Source organism: Mesorhizobium sp. 2RAF45, from assembly GCF_052115225.1.
Lineage (GTDB): Bacteria > Pseudomonadota > Alphaproteobacteria > Rhizobiales > Rhizobiaceae > Mesorhizobium > Mesorhizobium jarvisii.
This window is the reverse complement of record NZ_JBFRGG010000002.1, coordinates 778,773-797,185: the sequence shown is the minus strand read 5'-3', so window position 1 is coordinate 797,185 and position 18,413 is coordinate 778,773. Positions and strand designations below refer to the sequence as shown.

Sequence of the window (18,413 nt, the reverse complement as noted above, 5' to 3'; positions counted from 1 at the left end):
GAACCATGGCGTTGGCGGCGAAACTACAGCTCAGACAGTCCCAGTCGCTGGTGATGACGCCGCAGCTGATGCAGTCGATTCGGCTGCTGCAGTTCACCCATGTCGAGCTTGAGCACTTCATCGACGAGGAGATCGAGCGCAACCCGCTTCTGGAGCGCGCCGAGCCGCAGGATGACGCCGCGAGCGACCAGATGCAGAAGATCGAGGCCGAGCCGCAAGCGGCCGCCGAGGGCGACTGGTTCGAGAACGAGGCTGGGTGGAGCGCCGAGGCGATCTCGGAAAAACTCGATACGTCGCTGGAGAACCTGTTTCCTGACGATCCCGGCACCAGCGAGCGGCTCGGACCCGACCTGACGGCGCAATGGAAATCGGCTTCCGGCAATGGCGGCGGCTCTTCATCCGAGGGGCTCGACGCCGGCGATATGGCGGCGAGCGCCATCACCTTGCGCGACCATGTCGGCGAGCAGATCGCCCTCGCCTTCGTCGATCCCGCGGCGCGGCTGATCGCAGGCGAACTCGCCGATGGCCTCGACGAGACCGGCTATGTCAGGGCCGATCTCGAGGAGATCGCCATGCGTCTGGGCACCGATGCAGCGAGCGTGGCCAAGGTGCTGGCGGTGTGCCAGAGTTTCGAACCGACCGGCCTGTTCGCCCGCGACCTTGCCGAATGTGTTTCGCTACAGCTTGCGGCGCGCGACCGTCTCGACCCGGCGATGAAGGCCCTGGTCGCCAATCTCGAGCTTTTGGCGCGGCGTGATTTCCAGACGCTGAAGCGGATCTGCGGCGTCGACGAGGAGGATCTGCTCGACATGCTGGCCGAAATCCGGGCACTCGATCCGCGCCCGGGCATGGCGTTTTCGGGTGGCGCCAGCGACGCCATCGTCGCCGATGTCGAGGTGCGCGCCGCCAATGACGGCAGCTGGACCGTCGAACTCAACGCCGAAACGCTGCCGCGCGTGCTGGTCGACCATATCTATTTCGCCCAGGTGTCGCCGCATGCGAAGAACCAGGCGGAAAAGGATTTCCTGGCCGAATGCCTGCAGAACGCCAACTGGCTGACGCGCAGCCTCGACCAGCGGGCAAAGACGATCCTCAAAGTGGCCTCGGAAATCGTGCGCCAGCAGGATGCGTTCCTGGTCCACGGCGTGCGCCAGCTGAAGCCGCTCAATTTGCGCACGGTGGCCGACGCCATCGGCATGCACGAATCGACCGTCAGCCGCGTCACCGCCAACAAATACATGCTGACCCCGCGCGGCGTGTTCGAACTGCGCTATTTCTTCACCGCCTCGATCGCCGCATCGGGCGGCGGCGACGCGCATTCCTCGGAAGCGGTGCGTGACCGCATCAAGCAGATGATCGACGAGGAGAAACCCGTCGATGTCCTTTCGGATGACGCGATCGTCGACATGCTCAAGGAGAGCGGCGTCGATATTGCCCGGCGCACGGTCGCCAAGTATCGGGAAGGCATGAATATTCCGTCGTCGGTGCAGCGCCGGCGCGAGAAGCGGGCGCTCGCCAGCGCCGGGCGTTAGGCGCCTACGATTTTCCACAGCTTTCGAGCTTCATTGACAAGCCGCGGGGAAGTGGCTAGAAGCCCGCCCGCATGAGACGGGCCCGATGCCCGCTAGCGGATGGTCCGTCACGACAATGGCCTCGGGACGGTCAAAAAGGCGGCTTGTGATCAACCGGAAAGTTCGGATTTAAATCGGCGCGAGTGACGCCGCAAAGCTTGTGCGCACGGATCACGAGTATAAACTCGGGCCAGTTTGAAGCCTGAGCAAGGAAGGTCAGTTTTCAGATGAATCTGCGCATATCGGGAAAACACATGGATATCGGCGATGCGTTCCGCACACGCATCAACGATCGTGTCGGCGAAGCGATCGGCAAATATTTCGATCGCGGCTTTGCGGGGCACGTCACCGTCATCAAATCGGGCTCGCGCTATTCGGCGGATTGCATGATCCGGCTGGATTCCGGCGCCTCGCTGCAGGCCACGGGCGATGCCCAGGATCCGACGCTGGCCTTCGAGGCCGCGGCCGATCGGCTGGAGACCCGGCTTCGGCGCTACAAGCGCCGTCTCAAATCGCACAATTCGGGCAACGCCAATGGCGAACTGACCGACATCGCCTATACGGTGATGGCGCCGCTCGCCGATGACGACGAGGAGATCCCGGAGGATTTCGCGCCGGCCATCGTCGCCGAATCAACCATGACGCTGAAGACCATGTCTGTGGCCTCCGCGGTCATCGAGCTCGATACCAAGGACAGTCCGGTGTTCGTTTTCCGCAACGCCGGAACCGATCATCTCAATATCGTCTATCGCCGGCCCGACGGAAACATTGGCTGGATCGACCCGTCCACGACCAAGGTCGCACAGGGATAAAAGCCAGCCGCACGAGGGGTGGGGACTGGCCACGGCAGGCGAACAAGGGATTTTCAAGCATGGATCTGAGCGATCTTATCAGCGTTCCGGCGATTTTGCCGGCGTTGAAGGCGAACTCCAAGAAGCAGCTTCTGCAATTGCTTTCCGAACGGGCGGCGGCGATTTCGGGTATTCCGGAGAGGGAAGTGTTCGACACCATCCTGCAGCGTGAGCGGCTGGGCTCGACGGGCGTCGGCAATGGCATCGCCATTCCGCACGGCAAGCTCGCCGGCGTGAAGCGCATCGCCGGTGTTTTCGCCCGGCTGGAAACGCCAGTCGATTTTGAGTCGCTGGACGACCAGCCTGTCGATCTGGTGTTTCTGCTGCTGGCGCCGGAAGGGGCGGGCGCCGATCATCTGAAGGCCTTGTCGCGCATCGCACGCGTGCTGCGCGACGCCGACACGGTGGCCAAGATCAGGGGGACGCGCGATGCCGCGGCGATCCACGCGCTGTTGTCGGACACGCAGGCCTCGCACGCCGCCTGAATCTGGATTTTGAAAAAGGCTGCCAAGGGCCGCCGCGAGCGGCCCTTTTCGTTTCAGCCAACCGGTCGCTCTTAGTGGATGGCGACGGTGGTCAGGTCGTTTTCCATGGCGCCGGCCAGTGCGCGGTCACGCGCGTCGGAAAGCAGGATCGGCTGGCCATTGGCGGCAAACAGCGCCCATAGTTCCAGGCCGGGCGCAATTTCGCCGATGTTGGGGAAGCGGCCGAGCAATTCATCGCTTGAGACCTTGCGCAGATAAGCGACCGAGCCTTCGCCGAGATGGGCGAATTCACCGCTGGTCATGGTGATATTCTCGTCAGTTCTGGTCATTTCAAGCCTCCTTGGCGCGAGGACGCCGCTCAAGGCCATCCCGCATGAGAGCCATCGGTGAAGATCAGTCTTTCACCGATATATTTATTTTCCGTACCAGCCGTTCGGATTCCGGCCGATCGAGGTCGATCGACAAAAGGCCGTTCTTCAGCTCCGCCGCGATCACGCGCATGCCGTCGGCCAGCACGAAACAGCGCTGGAACTGGCGCGCGGCTATGCCGCGATGAAGGAATTCGCGCTCGGTGTCGTCGGTCTGACGGCCGCGCACGACCAGCTGGTTTTCCTCCGTTGTCACATCGAGATCGCTTTCGGCGAAACCGGCGACGGCGAGCGTTATGCGCAGCCTTTCGGCCTTGCCGTCGGCACCGCTGAGGCGCTCGATGTTGTAGGGAGGGTAGCTGTCACCGGACTTCGCCAGACGCTCCAAGGTCTTTTCCATGGCGTCGAAACCAAGGAGAAGCGGGCTGGAGAAAGGCGTCATTCGGCTCATGTTACACTGTCCTCTCAAGAGCGACATAAACTGGAAAAACCCGGATGGCATTTTTCCCGATGGCCTTGATATGGTCCGCCCCGCGACCAAGTTCAAGCCATCACAAGACCCGCCCAAAAAGACCAAGCCTTGGACTCACAGGAATAATCGACATGGCGCTTGAAACGACGCGCGGATGCAAAGAGAAGCGCTGCGGTCGTCCTTCAGGCGTGCGATCGATCCGGTGAGCTCACGGCCTCCCAAACAAGGAATTGAAATGCCCCAATCCCGCAAGATCATCATCGACACCGATCCCGGCCAGGACGATGCCGTCGCCATTCTCTTGGCGCTCGGCAGCAGCGAACTGGAGATCGTCGGCATATCAGCCGTTGCCGGCAACGTGCCGCTGAAGCTTACCGAGAAGAATGCCCGCAAGATCTGCGAACTGGCCGGCCGCCCGGAGGTCAAGGTCTATGCCGGCGCCATCCGTCCTTTGGCGCGCACACTGGTCACCGCCGAGGAAGTGCATGGCAAAACCGGCCTCAACGGCCCGCAATTGCCCGAACCGACGATGAAACTGCAGGAGCAGTATGCCGTCGATTTCATCGTCGAGACGCTGATGAAGGAAGAGAGCGGCACCATCACGCTCTGCCCGCTGGGGCCGTTGACCAACATCGCCCTGGCACTGATCCGCGAACCGCGGATCGCGCCGCGCATCAAGGAAATCGTGCTGATGGGCGGCGGCTTCTTCGAGGGCGGCAACGTCACGCCCGCGGCCGAATTCAACATCTATGTCGATCCGCAGGCCGCCGATCTGGTGTTCAAGTCCGGCATCCCGATCGTGATGATGCCGCTCGACGTCACCCACAAGGCGCTGACCACCACCAAGCGCATCCAGGCTTTCCGCGCGCTCGGCACCAAGGTCGGCATCGCGACCGCCGAGATGCTGGAATTCTTCGAGCGCTACGACGAGGGCAAATACGGCACCGATGGCGGCCCGCTGCACGACCCCTGCGTGATCGCCTACCTCCTGAAGCCGGAGTTGTTCAAGGGCCGCAACTGCAACGTCAGCGTGGAGACCGCCTCGGAACTGACCATGGGCATGACGGTGATCGACTGGTGGGGCGTCACCAAGCGGGAAAAGAACGCCATGGTGATGCGCGACATAGACCATGACGGCTTCTTCGCGCTGCTGGTCGAGCGGCTGGGGCGGCTTTAAAAAAGCTCCCTTCTCCCCGTTCACGGGGAGAAGGTCCCGGCAGGGGGATCAGGGGCGGCGCAGACGTTGATATTTTACCCGCAGCCTCGGCGCTGCCCTCACCCGATCAGTACGCGACCACCATACCGGGGCGAGCCGCCTGTCTCGCCCGTCCCCCGTGATCGGGGCGAGGGAAGGGAGTTTCTACTTCGACCTCGAAAACGCCAGCCACAGGCCGCCGCCGACCAGAAAACTGCCGCTGATCCTGGACATGAGCTTGATGCGGCTGGCCGACAGCAGGCGCCCGGCGCGCCCTGCGGCGAGTGCGTAGGTCGAATCTGACATGGCGGCGAAGATCATGGCGGTCAGGCCCATGACGATGATCTGCAGCGAGTAGTTGCCTTGCGGCGCGATGAACTGCGGAAAGAAGGCGCCGAAGAACACCAGCGTCTTGGGATTGCTCAGCGCCACCAGCAGGCCCTGCAGGAAGAAGCCGCCGCGCGGCTTTCTCGCCGTTCCGTCGGCGTTCAGCGTGCCCTTGGAGCGGAACATCTGCACGCCCATCCAGATCAGGTAGGCGGCGCCGATCAGCCTGACCCATTCGAACCAGTGGCCCATGCCCGCGATCAGCGTGTTGAGGCCGATGCCGACAATGGCGATCATGATGGCAAGCCCGGCCTGCGTGCCGGCGACGTTGGCCAGACCGGCGCGGGTTCCATGGCGGATGCTGTTGGCGATGATCAGCGTGACCGTCGGTCCCGGCACCAGGATGATGACGATGCAGGCGAGAACATAGGCGGCGTAGAGTTCCAGCGACATGTATTTTTCCCTCGGAGTGCCGCCGACGCGGCGCGACTGGGACAATCAATGCATGGCCGCAGCCTCCACGCAAGACGTCCGAGAAGCACCTCGCCGTCGTATGCGCGTCAGGCGCCGGCAGGCCAAGGCAGTGTCGCCTCATAGGCCGCCGCCGCCCTCAGCACAGCGAGATCGCCACGCGGCCGGCCTATCAGCTGCATGCCCATTGGCCGACCCTTGTCGTCGAAGCCGACCGGCACGTTGACCGCCGGGCAGCCGCCAAGCGTGGCGAAGGCTGAAACCTGCATCCAGCGGTGATAGCTGTCCATCGGCCGTCCCGCGACCTCACTGGGCCAGTGCATGCCGACGTCGAAGGGGAAGACCTGCGCGGTGGGCAGGGCGATGAGGTCGAAGCGGTCGAAGATCGACAGCAGCATCCGATGCCAGGAGGTGCGCACGACCGAGGCCGCGCGGATCTGCGGCGCCGTCAGCCGCATGGCGTTCTCGATTTCCCATATGGCTTCCGGCTTCAGCAAGCCTCGTCTGGATGGATCGTCATAGTGGACCTTGAGGGCGCAACCGCTGCTGGCCTGGCGCAGCGTCACGAAGGCCTGCCAGAGCGCCTCGAAGTCGAAATCCGGCAGCAAGGGCTCCGCTGGGAAGGATGCATCCGCGAACCGGCCGAGAGCCGCCTCGCACAGATCGAGAATGCCGGCCTCGATCGGCAGATGGCCGCCGAGGTCGCCGAACCAGGCGACGCGGCCGCCGGTCGAGGGCGGTGCAAGCCCTTCGAGGAACGAACCCGGTTTCTCATAAGACAGGGGCGCCTGCGGATGGTAGCCCGCCTGCACGTCGAGCAGCAGCGCCATGTCGGCGACGTTGCGGCCCATCGGGCCTTCGACACCCATCTGCGCGTGGAAGACCTCAAGATCGGGTCCGGCGGGAACAAGCCCTTGCGACGGCCGGAAACCGTAGACATTGTTCCAGCCTGCCGGATTGCGCAGCGAGCCGCCGAAGTCGCTGCCATCGGCGACGGGCACCATGTCGAGCGCCAGCGCCACCGCCGCGCCACCGCTCGAGCCGCCGGCGGTGAGCGCCGGATCGAAGGCGTTCAGCGTCGGCCCGAAGACGTTGTTGTAGGTGTTGGAGCCGAGCCCGAATTCGGGGACATTGGTCTTGCCGATGATGATGGCGCCGGCGTTGCGGATGCGCTCGACGAAGAAATCGTCTTCCTGCGGCACGAAATCGGCGAAGATCGGCGAGCCGAAGGAGGTTCTGAGGCCAGTCGTCGAGGCGAGGTCCTTGATGGCGATCGGCAGGCCGAAGAGTGTCCCGGTTTCGCTCGCCTGCCTGGCATCGGCTGCATCGGCCTCGCGCAGGATATCGCCGCGATCGCGCAACGATACGATGGCGTTGACCTGCGGGTTAACCGCTTCGATGCGGTCGAGGAAGGCCGTCACCACCTCGCGTACGGACAGTTTCTTGCGACGGATGGCGCCGGCAAGCTCGATAGCGGACAGGCGGCAGATATCGCCGGCCGGCGGCACAGCGTGTTTCGTCTCAGGGCGCATCATTTCAGCTGACGTCCTGCAAGGCTTGATCGACATCCCTGGCCAGCGGGATCGACGGCTGGGCGCCGGGCTTGAGACATGCGAGCGAGCCCGCCGCACCGGCTCGCGCCAGCGCCTTGTCGAGCGCAAGGCCGGACGACAGGCCGGCAGCGAAGTAGCCGCAGAAGGTGTCGCCGGCGGCGACTGTGTCGACAGGCGTGATCTTCATGGCCGCAACGGTGAGGAAATCGCTCGGCGTCGCCGCCATGACGCCATCGCCGCCGAGGGTGACGACGATGGTGCGGCCGGTTTTCGCGGCAAAGTCGCGCATGCGTGCCGCACGGTCGCGGCCGTTCAGCGCCAGCGCCTCGCCATAGAGGTCGAACTCGGTCTCGTTTGCGACGGCATAATCGGCCTTGCCGAGGAAAGCCGCCGCGTCGCCCTGGAAAGGAGCGGTGTTGAGCACGGTGATGGCGCCGGCGGCCCGTGCCTGTTCGAGTGCCGCATCGACGGTCGCCAGCGGGATCTCGTGCTGGAGCAGCACGACATCGCCCTTTTTCAGGAAGGCCTTGGAGAGGTCGCCGGGCACCACCGAAGCATTGGCGCCGGGAACCACGGCGATGATGTTCTCGCCATCGGCACCGACCATGATCAGTGCCGTTCCGGTCGAGGCAAAGGTTTCGCCCACGCCCGACAGGTCGACCATGGCCTCGCGCAGCAATGCCAGCGCCTCGCCGGCGAAACTGTCCTTGCCGACGGCGCCGACCATGCGCACCGGGACACCGGCGCGCGCGGCGGCAAGCGCCTGGTTGGCGCCCTTGCCGCCGGGCGCCGTGGCGAAACCGGAACCGCTCACCGTTTCGCCGGGGCTCGGCAAGCGGTCGACTTTGGCGATAAGGTCGAGATTGATCGAGCCGATGACGACTATCAAGAAAGTGCCTCCCTGCCAGCGCTGGCCGGAAATCAGGATCGACTTTCGGAAAGCACGATGTGGATCGAGACCCACAATGTGGATCGAGATGGCGAGGTGCGCCGGTGCATCCGTATCTATGCGCCGTCACCCCGGTGCGGGGGAAGCTAGCGCGTCATGCGATGAGTTGCCAGACCATGTGGATGTCAAAAAGCGATTTGTCGCCTCACTCGCAGCGCACGGTGACGGTGCCCTGATAGCTGCCGGCGGGAAAGATGCCGCTCGACTTGGTGGCGGTGAGATCGACCTGCAGGGCGTGGGTGCCGTTGGTGACCCTTTGCGGCACGCTTCCGTTGATGTCGACCCCCGAGCCATCGAGCCGGAAGACAGAGGCGAAAGTGACGTTGGTGCCGCCGCCGCTCGGCACGGACGAGAATGCGGCAGGCGTCGGCGCCGAAACCGAATAGCAGTCGAGCAAGTTGAGGATGGAGCACAATAGGGAGCTCGCCACCACGGTGGCGCTGGCGCTCGATCCGCCTGCCTGTTTGGAGCCCAGTATGCTGATGGCCGGATTTGCGGTCATCGTCCCCGATGCCCCGACCATGATTGTGCAGGTGCCGATGATCACAGCTTGCGCGGGAAGGCAGAAGCCGGCAAGGGCTGCCATCGTAAGCAGCGCGCGACTATTTCTTTTTCTTTTTCTTGCCATCGCTGTTTCCGGTCCTGATGGTCCAGCCTTCGTTGGCCCATCCAGGTGACGCGGCCGCGGTGGCGGGAGCGCTGGTGGCCACGCTTCCCGTCGGGCCGTCGCCGCCGAGGCCCATTTTGAGCAGTTTCAGCTCCAGTTGCAGGCGCTGGACTTCCAGTTCGTAGAGGCGGCTGCAATCGAGGCGTTTCGGTGTGCGCCCGATCGGGATCACCACCCGGCCATAGGTCGCGACGCCATTGTCCGTCTGGTTGTTGCCTCTGATCACGCCGAGATCGACATAGGCACCGGAACCGGAAACGGCGGAACGGCAAGTGGTGCCGTCCGAGGCATGGACCTCGTCCTGGCCCTGGGGCAAGGTGACGCCGGGCAAATTGAAGCCGTTCTCGTTCTGGTTGAGATTGTAGATCTGGTCCTGGGCCTGGGTTGGAGCGGTGCCTGCCACAGCAGCCGCGAGTGCCAGCGTCAGGACTTGCGGTGCCCAAAAAACTTTCCGCATATCTGCGCCCTTATCTGCGTCTGCTGGTTGGGGAAGGGGATGCTTTCGGTACAGATACGCACTTTACGCTCGGCAGCGCCGCCGAAGGGCACGACCACAAGGACCGGACGGGAAGCCTGGGCACCGAGCTGGAAGGCAGCCGGTGATATCCTGGCGTCCACCGGCTGAAAATCCTGATCGTAGACGTGGATTTCGATCTTGATCTTCTGGTCGTATGGATTGGCCGGGAAGACACGAACCGCGAAGACGTCGGTGAAACTGTTGACCTCGCCGCGCATCGGCGACATCGACTGGGCCGCAGCGGCAGCGGGGATCAGGCCGACGGCCAGCGCCGTCGCCAGGGGTCCAAAAAATTTCAAGGATGCCTCCTTCCCGGGCGCTACTCGCAGCGCAGCGTTACCGTTGCCTGATAGTTGCCGTTGGCGAAGCGGTTGCTGCCGCCCTTCGTGCCGGCGAGATGGACCGAAACGAGGTCGGCGCCGGGTGTGCTGATGGCGGTCGCGGAACCGGTCTCGACGATGGAGTGCGCACCGGCGGAAGAGTAGGTTGGTGTCCAGGTGGTCGATGTCGTGTCGGCCGACGGCACCGTCGTGGCGGTAACCGGATCGACGCTCACCGACACGCCGCCTGTCGTCGTCAGCGTGACGGTTCCGGCAGAGCCGCCGCTGTTGTGGGAACTGAGTGTCTGGAGGTCGGGACTGACCGTCATCGTGCCGTTGGTGGCAATGACAAGCGTGCAGGTCGGGGTGATCGTGCCATTGAAAATGACATTTTGCGTCGCAGCCAATGCAGGCTGGCCCAGACACGCGACCAGCAAGGTTGCACCGAAGGCGGTGCGAAACAACTTCATCGAGACCTCCTATTAAGTCGGATCGCCCGAATTAACAGGAGTCATGATCGCTTTATCGTGGTTAATTTAGCGTAAACTAAAATAATTCGCGGAAATAACATCTTATAAAAACCGAAGGTTGTCCCCGGTTGTATCGTGAATTTCCGATAGAGCCCAAGTAATACTTTCCGCTTTCCAAGATCTGTAAATTTCTTCGCCGAAAACTGGAAAAACGATATTTATGATGACACTTGACCTGCCTCCCAGCCAAGGATGGCGCGCTTGCGGGTCAGGCCCCAGTGGTAGCCGGTGAGGTCGCCGGACTTGCCGATGGCGCGATGGCAAGGCACCACGAAGGAGAGCGGGTTGGCGCCATTGGCGGCGCCGACCGCGCGGCTGGCGCTTGGCGCGCCGATGCTGGCGGCGATCGAGGAATAGGTGCGAGCCTTGCCCATCGGGATCTGCAGCAGCGCCTCCCAGACGCGAACCTGGAAGTCGGTGCCGATCATGACGACATGCAGCGGCTGGTCGGGGCGCCACAGCGTCGGGTCGAAGATGCGCGCGGCGTAAGGACCGGTCGCGGCCAGGTCCTCGACATAGATGGCGTTCGGCCAGCGGCTGGACATGTCGGCGAAGGCGGCGCGCTCCTCGCCGGGGTCGCTGAAGGCGAGGCCGGCAAGCCCGCGGTCGGTGGCCATGATCAGGGCGGTGCCGAAGGGCGAGGGATGGTAGCCGTAGCGGATGGTGAGGCCGGCGCCGCGCGTCTTGTAGTCGCCCGGCGACATTGCCTCATGGGTGACGAACAGGTCATGCAGCCGGCCAGGGCCGGACATGCCCAGTTCGAACGAGGTTTCGAGCAGCGGCATGCCGGAATCGAGCAACCGGCGGGCGTGGTCGAGCGTCACCGCCTGCAGGAAGGCTTTGGGCGACAGGCCGGCCCAGCGGGTGAAGAGTTTTTGCAGGCCGGTTGGCGTCTCGCCGACTTCCTCGGCAAGCTCCTCGAGCGAAGGCTGATCGCGATAGTCGAGGCTGATCTTCTCGATGGCGCGGCGCACGATCTCGTAGTCGCTGCCTTGCGGCGTGATGTCCTTTTTGAGGACGGCTGTCTGTGTGGTCATCGAACTGTCTCCTTGGCCAGGAATATCGCCCCTTGGGGCGGCGATCGCCACCCGAAACTTGCCTTCTTGCCGCGCATACCCAGATAGACTCGGGGTTTCGAGAGCCTGTTCCATCCCGATGGGTCGGGATGGGGCTCTCTCTTTGTGTTCGAGCATGATGTTTTCCGAAAACCGGTATCCACTTTTCGGGATCATGCTCCTGCCAGGAGTCGCTCATGGCTGGCGAGAAAGTGCATCTGACCGGGGCAAAGGAAACCTTGCTGATGACGCTGTACGGCAAGGCGCTGGAGAGCCGGTTGCCCCATTCGCTGCTTGGGGATCATTTCGCCGACGAGGCGGTGCGCAAGATCGACTATGACTTCTCCAGGCTCAAGGTCGACGAGAATCTCGGCATCGGCCTGGCGATCCGGGCCAAGACACTGGACGTTCGTGTAGAGGATTTTCTGGCCAGAAATCCCGGCGCCATCGTGCTGCATCTGGGCTGCGGGCTCGATACGCGCATCTTCCGTGTCGATCCGCCACCAGGCGTGGACTGGTTCGATGTCGACTATCCCCAGGTCATCGAACTCAGGCGAAGACTTTACCCGTCACGCGACCGTCATCATCTCATCGCTTCGTCGGTGACCGAGCCCGGCTGGCTGGCCGAAGTGCCGCACAACCGCCCAGCCATCGTGGTGGCGGAAGGGCTGACGCCCTATCTTCCCGCCGATGAGGGGCTGCGCCTGGTTTCGCGGCTTGTCTCGCATCTTGCCGGCGGCGAGCTGATGTTCGACGCCTACAGCCGTTTCGGCCTGACGCTGCTTCGTCTCAATCCCACCATCAAGGCGACTGGCGCCGAGGTTCACTGGGCGATCGATGATCCGCACGAGCTGGAGCTGGCGGTTCCGAAACTGCGGTTCGTCGAGGATATTTCCGCCTACATGCCCGAACACGCCGCCCGCATGGGCTGGCCCGCCAAACTCTTCGTTCGCCTTTGGAAACACATTCCGGCGCTGCGCAAGGTCGGCAGGCTTCTGCGCTATCGGTTCTAGAGCAATTCCAGGAAAAGTGTGAACGGTTTTCCCGGGAAAAGCGCGTAGCGCTTTCCCTAGGGAATTGCGTCAAAACAAAGAGCCGTTTAGCGCGCCTTGGCGGTCGCCAGCGCGCGCGAAAAGGCTGTCGCAAAGCTCTCGCGGGACTCGGGGTCGAGGAAGCCGCCGATCGGCACGTTCTGGCCTTGGCCTTCAACCGTCATTTTGGTGATGCCGATCTCGGAGTGACGGGCGACCGAAAACCGGGCCCAGAACGGGTTGAAGCGGTGGGCTTCCGATTTTCCCGAAGGGGCCGTCTTGCGGATGTCGAGGGTGGTACGCGAGACCGATACCTCCTCGCGGGCGCGGGCGGCGCGGTAGTTGACGCGGAAGGCGATGTAGAGGGCGACCACGTCGAGACCGAAGAAGCCGAATACCGGCCAGGCGCCGCGCGACAGGAAGAACGCGCCGGTCGCCAGCCAGCCGAACGACAAAGCGCCCATCAGGACCAGGAAGCCTGTCCTGCCAAGCGACCGGTGTGGGGTCAGCAATGCGTGAAAGAAGGGCTCGTCGGCCTGGAACGAGGCGTTTGTGTCGCTCATGACAGGATATTATAGGAGGGAAATGGCGAGCCCCAAGTCCAAAGATTCTTCCATGCCCGAAAAAGAATTGCCGCCAGGACGGCGCGATGGTTCCAATGCCAAGCCGCGCCCACGGCCGGTGCGGCGGACGTCGCGCTACAGTCCGGCGGAAGTGCACGAGATCTTCCGCCGGTTTTCCGTCCAGCGGCCGGAGCCGAAGGGTGAGCTCGAACATGTCAACGCGTTTACGCTCTTGGTGGCGGTGGTGCTTTCGGCGCAGGCGACCGATGCCGGCGTCAACAAAGTGACAAGGGCCTTGTTCAAAGCCGCCGACACGCCGCGGAAGATGCTGGCGCTGGGCGAGGCCAAGGTCGGCGACTATATCAGGACCATCGGTCTGTGGCGCAACAAGGCCAAGAACGTCATCGCGCTGTCGGAAGCGCTGATCCGCGACCACGGCGGGGAAGTGCCCGACAACCGCGACGAGCTGGTCAAGCTGCCAGGCGTCGGGCGCAAGACCGCCAATGTCGTGCTCAACATGGCCTTCGGCCAGCATACGATGGCGGTCGACACGCATATTTTCCGGATTGGCAACCGGCTTGGCCTGGCGCCCGGCAAGACGCCCGAACAGGTCGAGCAAGGGCTGCTGAAAATCATCCCGGACGAATATATGCGCCATGCGCATCACTGGCTGATCCTGCATGGGCGCTATGTCTGCAAGGCGCGCAAGCCGGATTGCCCGGCCTGCGTCATCGCCGATATCTGCAAGGCTGAGGAGAAGACGACCAGCATTCCGGCGCCCCTGGTGCCGATCGCTCCGCTCGATCCGGTGGACGAGGTTCAGAGCCAAGGCTGACTGGCCCGGGCTTCAACTCTCCTCCACGAACACCTCTTCGCGCTTCTTCTTGACCGAGGGTAGGAAGACGATGACGAGCACGGCCAGCGCCACCAGCAGCAGGCCGGCGCTGATCGGCCGCGTCACGAAGGTTGAGGGGTCGCCGCGCGACAGGATCATGGCGCGGCGCAGGTTTTCCTCGAGCAGCGGGCCGAGCACGAAGCCGAGCAGCAATGGCGCCGGTTCGCAGCGTAGCTTGGTCAGGACATAGCCGAGCAGGCCGAAGAAGGCGACGGCATAGAGATCGAAAGCATTGGTGTTGACGCTGTAAACGCCGATCGAGCAGAACGCCATGATGATCGGGAAGAGCACGTAATAGGGGATCGTCAGCAGCTTCACCCAAAGGCCGATCAGCGGCAGGTTGAGGATGATCAGCATCAGATTGCCGATCCACATCGATGCGATGATGCCCCAGAACAGCGCCGGCTGCTCGGTGGCGACATTGGGGCCGGGCACGATGCCCTGGATGATCATGGCGCCGATCATCAGCGCCATGACAGGATTGGCCGGAATGCCCAGCGTCAGCATCGGGATGAAGGAGGTCTGGGCGCCGGCATTGTTGGCCGATTCCGGTCCGGCGACGCCGGCGATGGCGCCCTTGCCGAATTCCTGCGGTGTTTTCGACACGCGTTTCTCGACCGAATAGGAGGCAAAGGCCGCAAGCACCGCACCACCGCCGGGCAGAATGCCGAGCGCCGAACCGATGATGGTTCCGCGCACGATGGGTGCTGCCATACGCTTGAAGTCGTCGCGGGTCGGCATCAGGCCGGAGACCTTGCTGATCAGCACCGAGCGCTCATGCTCGTTTTCAAGGTTGCGCAGGATCTCGGCGACGCCGAAGACGCCGACCGCCACCGCGACGAAATTCAGCCCGTCGGCATATTCGCGGATGCCAAGGGTGAAGCGCGGCGCGCCGGTATAGATGTCGGTGCCGACGATGCCAAGCAGCAGGCCGAGCACGACCATCGCCAGCGCCTTGACGATCGAGCCATGGGCGAGCGCGATGGACGAGACGAGGCCGACGATCATCAACGAAAAATACTCCGCCGCGCCGAACTGCAGGGCTATCGCCGTCAACGGCGGGGCAAAGACGGCGACGAGGAAGGTCGACACCGTGCCGGCGAAGAACGAGCCGATCGCGGCGATCGCCAATGCCGCCCCGGCGCGGCCCTGGCGGGCCATCTGATAGCCGTCGATGGCGGTGACGGCCGACGAGGATTCACCGGGCATGTTGATGAGAATGGCGGTGGTCGAGCCGCCATACTGGGCGCCGTAGTAGATGCCGGCAAGCATGATGAGGGAAGAAACCGGGTCCCCGATCTGGAAGGTGATCGGCAACAGCATGGCGATGGTTGCGGTGGCGCCGATGCCGGGCAGGACGCCGATCAGCGTGCCGAGCAGGACGCCGATCAGGCAGAAGCCGAGATTGGCCGGCGTCGAGGCGGTCGAAAAGCCGAGCGCGAGATTGTTGAGCAAGTCCATGTCAGCGCCTCACAATGCCAGCCATGAGGGCAGCCAGGGGCCGAAGCGCTGGAACGGCAGGCCGAGCGCGTAGCTGAAGACGAGGACCGAGAACAGCGTCAGGCCAGCCGACAGCACGAGCGCAGTGAGCGGCTTCATGCGGCCGCTGGCGAAGGCGGCGATCAGCGCCGTCAGGAAGATCGACGGCACGAAGCCGAGGCCGCGCACCGTCAGGCCGAAGAAGATCGGCGCCGGCAGGATGAACAACATGCCGCGCCACGCCACTGGGCCGATCGGCTCACCCTCGACGCGTATCGCCTGGACGAGGATGATGGCGCCTAGCAGGATCAGCACGATCGCCAGGACCAGCGGGAAATAGCCCGGCCCCATGCGCAACGCCGTGCCGATTTCGAGGCTGAGCGACTGCAGCGCGAAGAACGCACCGAAAAAGATGAACAGCGCGGCGCACAGGCCGTTGGTCCTGTCGATTGCGAAAGGTTTCATGACGGTCCTCCCAGGCGCTGGGGCCTGCCGTTGCAAATGGGAAATCGGATCGAAGCGAACGGGGCGCCGCGGGCGCCCCGTTTCAAGCCATCAGTCGGCGTACTGGCCGGCGGCTTCGATGATCGGCTTCCAGCGCGCGATCTCGCTTTCCAGCTTGGCCTTCAGCGCCGCCGGCGTCGCGTCGGCCTCCGATGACGGCCTGGTGCCGAGTTCGGCGAAGCGGGCGATGACGTTCGGGTCCTTCAAGGCGACCTGGAGCGATTTCGACAGGCGGTCGGTGATCTCGGCCGGCGTGCCCTTCGGCGCATAGAGGCCGTGCCAGATGCCGACCTGCACCGCGGGGAGGCCGGCTTCGATCGTCGTCGGCACATCCTTCAGCACGTCGAGGCGCTCCGGCGAGGTGACGGCATAGGCCTTGATCGTGCCGCCCTGGATCTGCTTGGTGGTGTTGGTGGTCTGGTCGCACATAATGTCGACCTGGCCGCCGAGAAGATCGGTCATGGCCGGGCCGGTGCCCTTGTAGGGCACGGTGACCAGCGGCGTGCCGATGGCGCTCATGAACAGCATGCCGCACAGATGCGAGGCCGCACCGATACCGGCATTGGCGACGGTGATGCTGTCCTTGTTGGCGTTGGCGCAGTCGACAAGCCCTTTCAGATCGGTCGGCGGAAGATCCTTGCGGCCGATGATGGTCATCGGCACTTCGGTCACCAGGCCGACATATTCAAAGGCGTTCAGCGTGTCGTAGGCCAGTTTTCTGTAGAGCGTCGCACTCGTCGCCATGCCGATGTGATGGAGGAGCAGCGTGTAGCCATCGGGATCGGCATTGGCGACGCGGCCCGCGCCGAGCGTGCCGCCGGCGCCGCCGACATTCTCGACGATGACCTGTTGGCCGAGATCCTTCGACATGGCTTCCGCGACGAGCCGGGTGACGGTGTCGGTCGGACCGCCTGCCGCAAACGGCACGACAACGGTGATGGTGCGTTCGGGATAGGATTGTGCGTTGGCGGCGAACGAATAAAGCGTGACGGCCGCGGCGGCGGCCAGAGCGGCAACAAATTTTCGCATCGTAATTCTCCTCCGGGATATGAATAAACCGCTGCGCGGAACTCCTCTCAATGCCGGCCGCGGATGAAACAACAACCAGCGCAGGCCAATAGATTGCAATCGGACTCAAATGGCAAACTGGGATATCCGCGGCAGCCGGCACGCAACGGATAGATGTTCGAACCACAAGGCGGGATCCAAAACGGTCGATAGTCGACCGGCTTCGGCAAATGCCGATTGCAGACCCTACTCGCTCACGTTCTATTCCAGATCTATTGGTAGCCGTAACCGCGCGCCATCGCCGCCGCGAAGACCGGGATCAGCAGGAAGACGAAGGCCTCGGCGCGGATATAGGTCTTCACCGAGGCCAGTTCGCCCGCCGGCACGGCGAAGGTGGGATTGGCGCTGGCCTGCCGGTTCCAGGAAATGAAGCGCACGGTCGGGATGATCGACAGCAGGCCGACAATGCCGAAAGCCGCCATCTTGGCCCAGAACATCCAGTTGTAGACGTAGAACTCCCAACCCTTGAGGCCCCAGAAGACACGGCCGATGCCGACGATGATGATGAGTGAGGCGATGATGCCATAGTGGCGGTCGATGCCGGCGAGTCGCTTAAGGGTTACGGCGGGCAGGTCGCCGCGGATCAGCACGAATTCGGCGCCGATGATCCCTGCCAGGGAAAACACCAGCAGATGATGGATAATGGCAAGCACAAGGTCGGTAGTGTCCATGTTTCTTCCCTTGGGTTGAGCACGCGTCTGAAAAGGTCGCGCCGCAAATGTGCTGAATCAGCCTGCCGGGAAATTAACACCGTCGGGCAGAATTCCCATAGAAGCTGAATTCCTGGTCTTAGGCGGCGTTGACGCTCGGTCCAGGCACGTTAGGTTCGCAGGCATGACCGGTCTGGAACGCCCCCTGTATCCGATGGCCTGGCGCGGCTGAAGATCTGCTTCGGGCTGCTATTCTGGATGATGGCGAGTCGTCCGCTGGCCCTTGCACCGCAGGGGCAATTTGCTAAGCGCGGACAAGATCAGCGAGGCAAATCCCATGAACAACCGCAAAGTGACCGTCGCTCCCGTCATCGAGACGCAGCGAACCATTCTGCGGGCGCACCGGCTGGAGGATTTCGACGCCTATGCAACAATGTGGGCCGACCCGGCCGTTACCCGCTTCATTGGCGGCAAGCCGCGCACGCGCGAGGAAAGCTGGATGCGCTTCCTGCGTCATGCCGGCCTGTGGTCGCTGCTCGGCTACGGCTTCTGGGCGATCGAGGAGAAGGCGACGGGCCGCTTCGTCGGCGAGGCCGGGTTTCACGACCTGAAGCGCGACATGGAGCCGTCGATCGAAGGCATTCCCGAGGCCGGATGGGCGCTGGCGCCGGAAGTGCACGGGGCAGGCCTCGCCACAGAGGTCGTCGGCCGTGTCCTGGCCTGGGGCGAAGAAACCTTCGGACGGGTGAAAACCGTCTGCATCATCGATCCCGAGAATACCGCCTCGTTGAATGTCGCTGACAAGGTCGGCTATCGCGAGGTGTTGCGGACCACCTATCATGACGCGCCGACCGTGCTGCTGGAGCGGCTGTCCTGAACGGCATTGCAGCTC

At 63.4% G+C, this 18,413-nt stretch carries 22 protein-coding genes; 7 read left to right on the top strand and 15 right to left on the bottom strand.

Translation table 11 applies throughout. The annotated features are described in order from the left end of the window. Nucleotides 1-5: 5 nt before the first annotated feature. From rpoN to ptsN, 3 genes are all read left to right on the top strand, one after another. Nucleotides 6-1,532: an RNA polymerase factor sigma-54 gene (rpoN, locus tag AB4Z43_RS08725; RefSeq protein ID WP_202361661.1), complete on the top strand. Its 1,527-nt coding sequence runs from the start codon at nucleotides 6-8 to the stop codon at nucleotides 1,530-1,532. Between the two features lie 266 nt (nucleotides 1,533-1,798). Continuing rightward, nucleotides 1,799-2,383, top strand: a complete 585-nt coding sequence (hpf, locus tag AB4Z43_RS08720) for a ribosome hibernation-promoting factor, HPF/YfiA family (RefSeq protein WP_019861195.1) — start codon at nucleotides 1,799-1,801, stop codon at nucleotides 2,381-2,383. A 59-nt stretch (nucleotides 2,384-2,442) separates the two neighbouring features. Continuing rightward, nucleotides 2,443-2,907 (top strand): PTS IIA-like nitrogen regulatory protein PtsN, encoded by a 465-nt coding sequence (gene ptsN / locus AB4Z43_RS08715; RefSeq protein WP_019861194.1) that lies wholly within the window; start codon nucleotides 2,443-2,445, stop codon nucleotides 2,905-2,907. A gap of 71 nt (nucleotides 2,908-2,978) precedes the next feature. Here ptsN and AB4Z43_RS08710 read toward each other — a convergent pair whose 3' ends face one another. Together AB4Z43_RS08710 and AB4Z43_RS08705 are read right to left on the bottom strand one after the other, a co-directional pair. After that, entirely contained in the window at nucleotides 2,979-3,236 is a 258-nt protein-coding gene (locus AB4Z43_RS08710; RefSeq protein WP_032920755.1) for a DUF1150 family protein, read from the bottom strand. Nucleotides 3,237-3,300: 64 nt separating this feature from the next. Next, nucleotides 3,301-3,726 (bottom strand): Hsp20 family protein, encoded by a 426-nt coding sequence (locus AB4Z43_RS08705; protein ID WP_013893014.1) that lies wholly within the window; start codon nucleotides 3,724-3,726, stop codon nucleotides 3,301-3,303. 256 nt (nucleotides 3,727-3,982) lie between these two features. Between AB4Z43_RS08705 and AB4Z43_RS08700 the strand changes: the two genes are divergently transcribed. Continuing rightward, complete coding sequence (locus AB4Z43_RS08700; RefSeq protein ID WP_019861192.1) at nucleotides 3,983-4,924, top strand: nucleoside hydrolase; 942 nt, start codon at nucleotides 3,983-3,985, stop codon at nucleotides 4,922-4,924. Between the two features lie 183 nt (nucleotides 4,925-5,107). Here AB4Z43_RS08700 and AB4Z43_RS08695 read toward each other — a convergent pair whose 3' ends face one another. From AB4Z43_RS08695 to AB4Z43_RS08660, 8 genes are all read right to left on the bottom strand, one after another. Further along, complete coding sequence (locus tag AB4Z43_RS08695) at nucleotides 5,108-5,722, bottom strand: LysE family translocator (RefSeq protein ID WP_019861191.1); 615 nt, start codon at nucleotides 5,720-5,722, stop codon at nucleotides 5,108-5,110. Nucleotides 5,723-5,829: 107 nt separating this feature from the next. After that, the gene (locus tag AB4Z43_RS08690; protein ID WP_038649665.1) at nucleotides 5,830-7,275 is read right to left on the bottom strand and encodes an amidase; all 1,446 of its coding nucleotides are present in this window, start codon (nucleotides 7,273-7,275) and stop codon (nucleotides 5,830-5,832) included. Nucleotide 7,276: 1 nt separating this feature from the next. Then, nucleotides 7,277-8,182, bottom strand: a complete 906-nt coding sequence (locus AB4Z43_RS08685) for a ribokinase (protein ID WP_027047399.1) — start codon at nucleotides 8,180-8,182, stop codon at nucleotides 7,277-7,279. A 205-nt stretch (nucleotides 8,183-8,387) separates the two neighbouring features. Next, nucleotides 8,388-8,870, bottom strand: a complete 483-nt coding sequence (locus tag AB4Z43_RS08680) for a hypothetical protein (protein WP_441936926.1) — start codon at nucleotides 8,868-8,870, stop codon at nucleotides 8,388-8,390. Next, entirely contained in the window at nucleotides 8,845-9,366 is a 522-nt protein-coding gene (locus AB4Z43_RS08675; RefSeq protein WP_064980880.1) for a hypothetical protein, read from the bottom strand. Before AB4Z43_RS08675 ends, AB4Z43_RS08680 begins: the two co-directional genes overlap by 26 nt. Further along, a complete protein-coding gene (locus AB4Z43_RS08670; RefSeq protein WP_019861186.1) occupies nucleotides 9,333-9,725 on the bottom strand; it encodes a hypothetical protein in 393 nt (130 codons plus the stop codon). The genes AB4Z43_RS08675 and AB4Z43_RS08670 overlap by 34 nt, the downstream gene beginning before the upstream one ends. A 20-nt stretch (nucleotides 9,726-9,745) precedes the next feature. Beyond that, a complete protein-coding gene (locus AB4Z43_RS08665; protein ID WP_038649659.1) occupies nucleotides 9,746-10,216 on the bottom strand; it encodes a hypothetical protein in 471 nt (156 codons plus the stop codon). Nucleotides 10,217-10,434: 218 nt separating this feature from the next. Then, nucleotides 10,435-11,313 (bottom strand): methylated-DNA--[protein]-cysteine S-methyltransferase, encoded by an 879-nt coding sequence (locus AB4Z43_RS08660; protein WP_441936923.1) that lies wholly within the window; start codon nucleotides 11,311-11,313, stop codon nucleotides 10,435-10,437. A 215-nt stretch (nucleotides 11,314-11,528) separates the two neighbouring features. Here AB4Z43_RS08660 and AB4Z43_RS08655 point away from each other — a divergent pair, with 215 nt between their 5' ends. Further along, entirely contained in the window at nucleotides 11,529-12,344 is an 816-nt protein-coding gene (locus AB4Z43_RS08655) for a class I SAM-dependent methyltransferase (RefSeq protein WP_019861184.1), read from the top strand. Nucleotides 12,345-12,430: 86 nt separating this feature from the next. Here the strand turns inward: AB4Z43_RS08655 and AB4Z43_RS08650 are convergent, their stop codons facing one another. Next, a complete protein-coding gene (locus tag AB4Z43_RS08650; protein ID WP_019861183.1) occupies nucleotides 12,431-12,925 on the bottom strand; it encodes a DUF2244 domain-containing protein in 495 nt (164 codons plus the stop codon). A gap of 22 nt (nucleotides 12,926-12,947) precedes the next feature. Between AB4Z43_RS08650 and nth the strand changes: the two genes are divergently transcribed. After that, nucleotides 12,948-13,760, top strand: coding sequence for an endonuclease III (gene nth / locus AB4Z43_RS08645; protein ID WP_441936921.1), 813 nt, complete (start codon nucleotides 12,948-12,950; stop codon nucleotides 13,758-13,760). A 12-nt stretch (nucleotides 13,761-13,772) separates the two neighbouring features. On the opposite strand, the gene AB4Z43_RS08640 is transcribed toward nth, so the two are convergent. From AB4Z43_RS08640 to AB4Z43_RS08625, 4 genes are all read right to left on the bottom strand, one after another. Continuing rightward, complete coding sequence (locus tag AB4Z43_RS08640) at nucleotides 13,773-15,281, bottom strand: tripartite tricarboxylate transporter permease (protein ID WP_441936919.1); 1,509 nt, start codon at nucleotides 15,279-15,281, stop codon at nucleotides 13,773-13,775. 9 nt (nucleotides 15,282-15,290) lie between these two features. Continuing rightward, nucleotides 15,291-15,764, bottom strand: a complete 474-nt coding sequence (locus AB4Z43_RS08635; protein WP_019861180.1) for a tripartite tricarboxylate transporter TctB family protein — start codon at nucleotides 15,762-15,764, stop codon at nucleotides 15,291-15,293. A gap of 90 nt (nucleotides 15,765-15,854) precedes the next feature. After that, nucleotides 15,855-16,832 (bottom strand): tripartite tricarboxylate transporter substrate-binding protein, encoded by a 978-nt coding sequence (locus AB4Z43_RS08630; RefSeq protein WP_441936916.1) that lies wholly within the window; start codon nucleotides 16,830-16,832, stop codon nucleotides 15,855-15,857. A gap of 251 nt (nucleotides 16,833-17,083) precedes the next feature. After that, a complete protein-coding gene (locus AB4Z43_RS08625; RefSeq protein ID WP_027047396.1) occupies nucleotides 17,084-17,542 on the bottom strand; it encodes a DUF2214 family protein in 459 nt (152 codons plus the stop codon). A gap of 316 nt (nucleotides 17,543-17,858) precedes the next feature. On the opposite strand from AB4Z43_RS08625, the gene AB4Z43_RS08620 reads away from it, so the two are divergent. Then, nucleotides 17,859-18,398: a GNAT family N-acetyltransferase gene (locus AB4Z43_RS08620; RefSeq protein WP_019861178.1), complete on the top strand. Its 540-nt coding sequence runs from the start codon at nucleotides 17,859-17,861 to the stop codon at nucleotides 18,396-18,398. Nucleotides 18,399-18,413 lie beyond the last annotated feature (15 nt).

Coding starts and splice junctions, on each gene's coding strand:
- rpoN (WP_202361661.1), top strand. CDS start 6: ATGGCGTTGGCGGCGAAACTACAGCTCAGACAGTCCCAGTCGCTGGTG.
- hpf (WP_019861195.1), top strand. CDS start 1,799: ATGAATCTGCGCATATCGGGAAAACACATGGATATCGGCGATGCGTTC.
- ptsN (WP_019861194.1), top strand. CDS start 2,443: ATGGATCTGAGCGATCTTATCAGCGTTCCGGCGATTTTGCCGGCGTTG.
- AB4Z43_RS08710 (WP_032920755.1), bottom strand. CDS start 3,236: ATGACCAGAACTGACGAGAATATCACCATGACCAGCGGTGAATTCGCC.
- AB4Z43_RS08705 (WP_013893014.1), bottom strand. CDS start 3,726: ATGAGCCGAATGACGCCTTTCTCCAGCCCGCTTCTCCTTGGTTTCGAC.
- AB4Z43_RS08700 (WP_019861192.1), top strand. CDS start 3,983: ATGCCCCAATCCCGCAAGATCATCATCGACACCGATCCCGGCCAGGAC.
- AB4Z43_RS08695 (WP_019861191.1), bottom strand. CDS start 5,722: ATGTCGCTGGAACTCTACGCCGCCTATGTTCTCGCCTGCATCGTCATC.
- AB4Z43_RS08690 (WP_038649665.1), bottom strand. CDS start 7,275: ATGATGCGCCCTGAGACGAAACACGCTGTGCCGCCGGCCGGCGATATC.
- AB4Z43_RS08680 (WP_441936926.1), bottom strand. CDS start 8,870: ATGGCAAGAAAAAGAAAAAGAAATAGTCGCGCGCTGCTTACGATGGCA.
- AB4Z43_RS08675 (WP_064980880.1), bottom strand. CDS start 9,366: ATGCGGAAAGTTTTTTGGGCACCGCAAGTCCTGACGCTGGCACTCGCG.
- AB4Z43_RS08665 (WP_038649659.1), bottom strand. CDS start 10,216: ATGAAGTTGTTTCGCACCGCCTTCGGTGCAACCTTGCTGGTCGCGTGT.
- AB4Z43_RS08660 (WP_441936923.1), bottom strand. CDS start 11,313: ATGACCACACAGACAGCCGTCCTCAAAAAGGACATCACGCCGCAAGGC.
- AB4Z43_RS08655 (WP_019861184.1), top strand. CDS start 11,529: ATGGCTGGCGAGAAAGTGCATCTGACCGGGGCAAAGGAAACCTTGCTG.
- AB4Z43_RS08650 (WP_019861183.1), bottom strand. CDS start 12,925: ATGAGCGACACAAACGCCTCGTTCCAGGCCGACGAGCCCTTCTTTCAC.
- nth (WP_441936921.1), top strand. CDS start 12,948: ATGGCGAGCCCCAAGTCCAAAGATTCTTCCATGCCCGAAAAAGAATTG.
- AB4Z43_RS08640 (WP_441936919.1), bottom strand. CDS start 15,281: ATGGACTTGCTCAACAATCTCGCGCTCGGCTTTTCGACCGCCTCGACG.
- AB4Z43_RS08635 (WP_019861180.1), bottom strand. CDS start 15,764: ATGAAACCTTTCGCAATCGACAGGACCAACGGCCTGTGCGCCGCGCTG.
- AB4Z43_RS08630 (WP_441936916.1), bottom strand. CDS start 16,832: ATGCGAAAATTTGTTGCCGCTCTGGCCGCCGCCGCGGCCGTCACGCTT.
- AB4Z43_RS08625 (WP_027047396.1), bottom strand. CDS start 17,542: ATGGACACTACCGACCTTGTGCTTGCCATTATCCATCATCTGCTGGTG.
- AB4Z43_RS08620 (WP_019861178.1), top strand. CDS start 17,859: ATGAACAACCGCAAAGTGACCGTCGCTCCCGTCATCGAGACGCAGCGA.